The sequence below is a fragment of the Pseudomonas brassicae genome, assembly GCF_010671725.1.
Taxonomy (GTDB): Bacteria; Pseudomonadota; Gammaproteobacteria; order Pseudomonadales; family Pseudomonadaceae; genus Aquipseudomonas; species Aquipseudomonas brassicae.
Map to the genome: position 1 here is coordinate 1 of NZ_JAAHBU010000620.1, position 746 is coordinate 746.

Sequence of the window (746 nt, forward strand, 5' to 3'; positions counted from 1 at the left end):
ATCCAGGCGCCGTGGCAGGCACTGCTCGGCCAGCTCAATGAACCCTACGACCTGGTGCTGTGCCATGCGGTGCTCGAATGGCTGGCCGAACCCGAGACCATCCTGCCGGTGCTGCACCAGTTGACCCGCGCCGACGGCCTGCTGTCGCTGGCCTTCTACAACCGCGACGCACTGGTCTACCGCAACCTGCTCAAGGGCCACTTTCGCAAGTTGCGCAGCAACTGCCTGGCCGGTGAAAAGCAGAGCCTGACCCCGCAAAAACCACTTGATCCGCGCGAACTCCAGGCGCACCTTGAAGGTCTGTGGGATATACAGAGCCAGAGCGGCGTGCGCGTGTTTCACGACTACATGCCCAGGGAATTCCAGACCAAGGCCGAACTGCTCGACCTGCTCGAAATGGAACTGGCGCACCGCCGCCACCCGGCGTTTGCCGGCCTGGGTCGCTACCTGCACTGGATGTGTCGACCCCGTTGAAAGCCGACCCGCGTCGACCGGAGAATGCCATGCCGTACCGTCTCACCCTCGGGCTGATGTGCCTGGCGCTGGCTGCCTGCCAGGGCCACAACCCCTACGTCGCCAGCTCCCGCCCGCTGCCGCCGGCACCGCCGCAGGCAGCCACCCCCTTTGACGCCAGCGCCTACCCGGCACCCGCGCGCGATTATGGCCGCTACCGCAGCTGGGCCTGGCGCAACGGTCAGTTGCCAGCGGCGAGTGCATCAAGCGACCCGGCCGAACTGGCCGACGCC

Annotated in this window: 1 protein-coding gene and 1 pseudogene; both read left to right on the forward strand. The window is 66.6% G+C overall.

Annotated features, from left to right (window positions below; translation table 11 throughout):
- On the forward strand, window positions 1-474 hold a 474-nt coding region (locus tag G3436_RS26680; protein WP_476644187.1), incomplete at its 5' end, for a class I SAM-dependent methyltransferase.
- 29 nt (window positions 475-503) lie between these two features.
- Window positions 504-746: pseudogene (locus G3436_RS26685) on the forward strand (DUF4136 domain-containing protein); the annotation flags it as partial.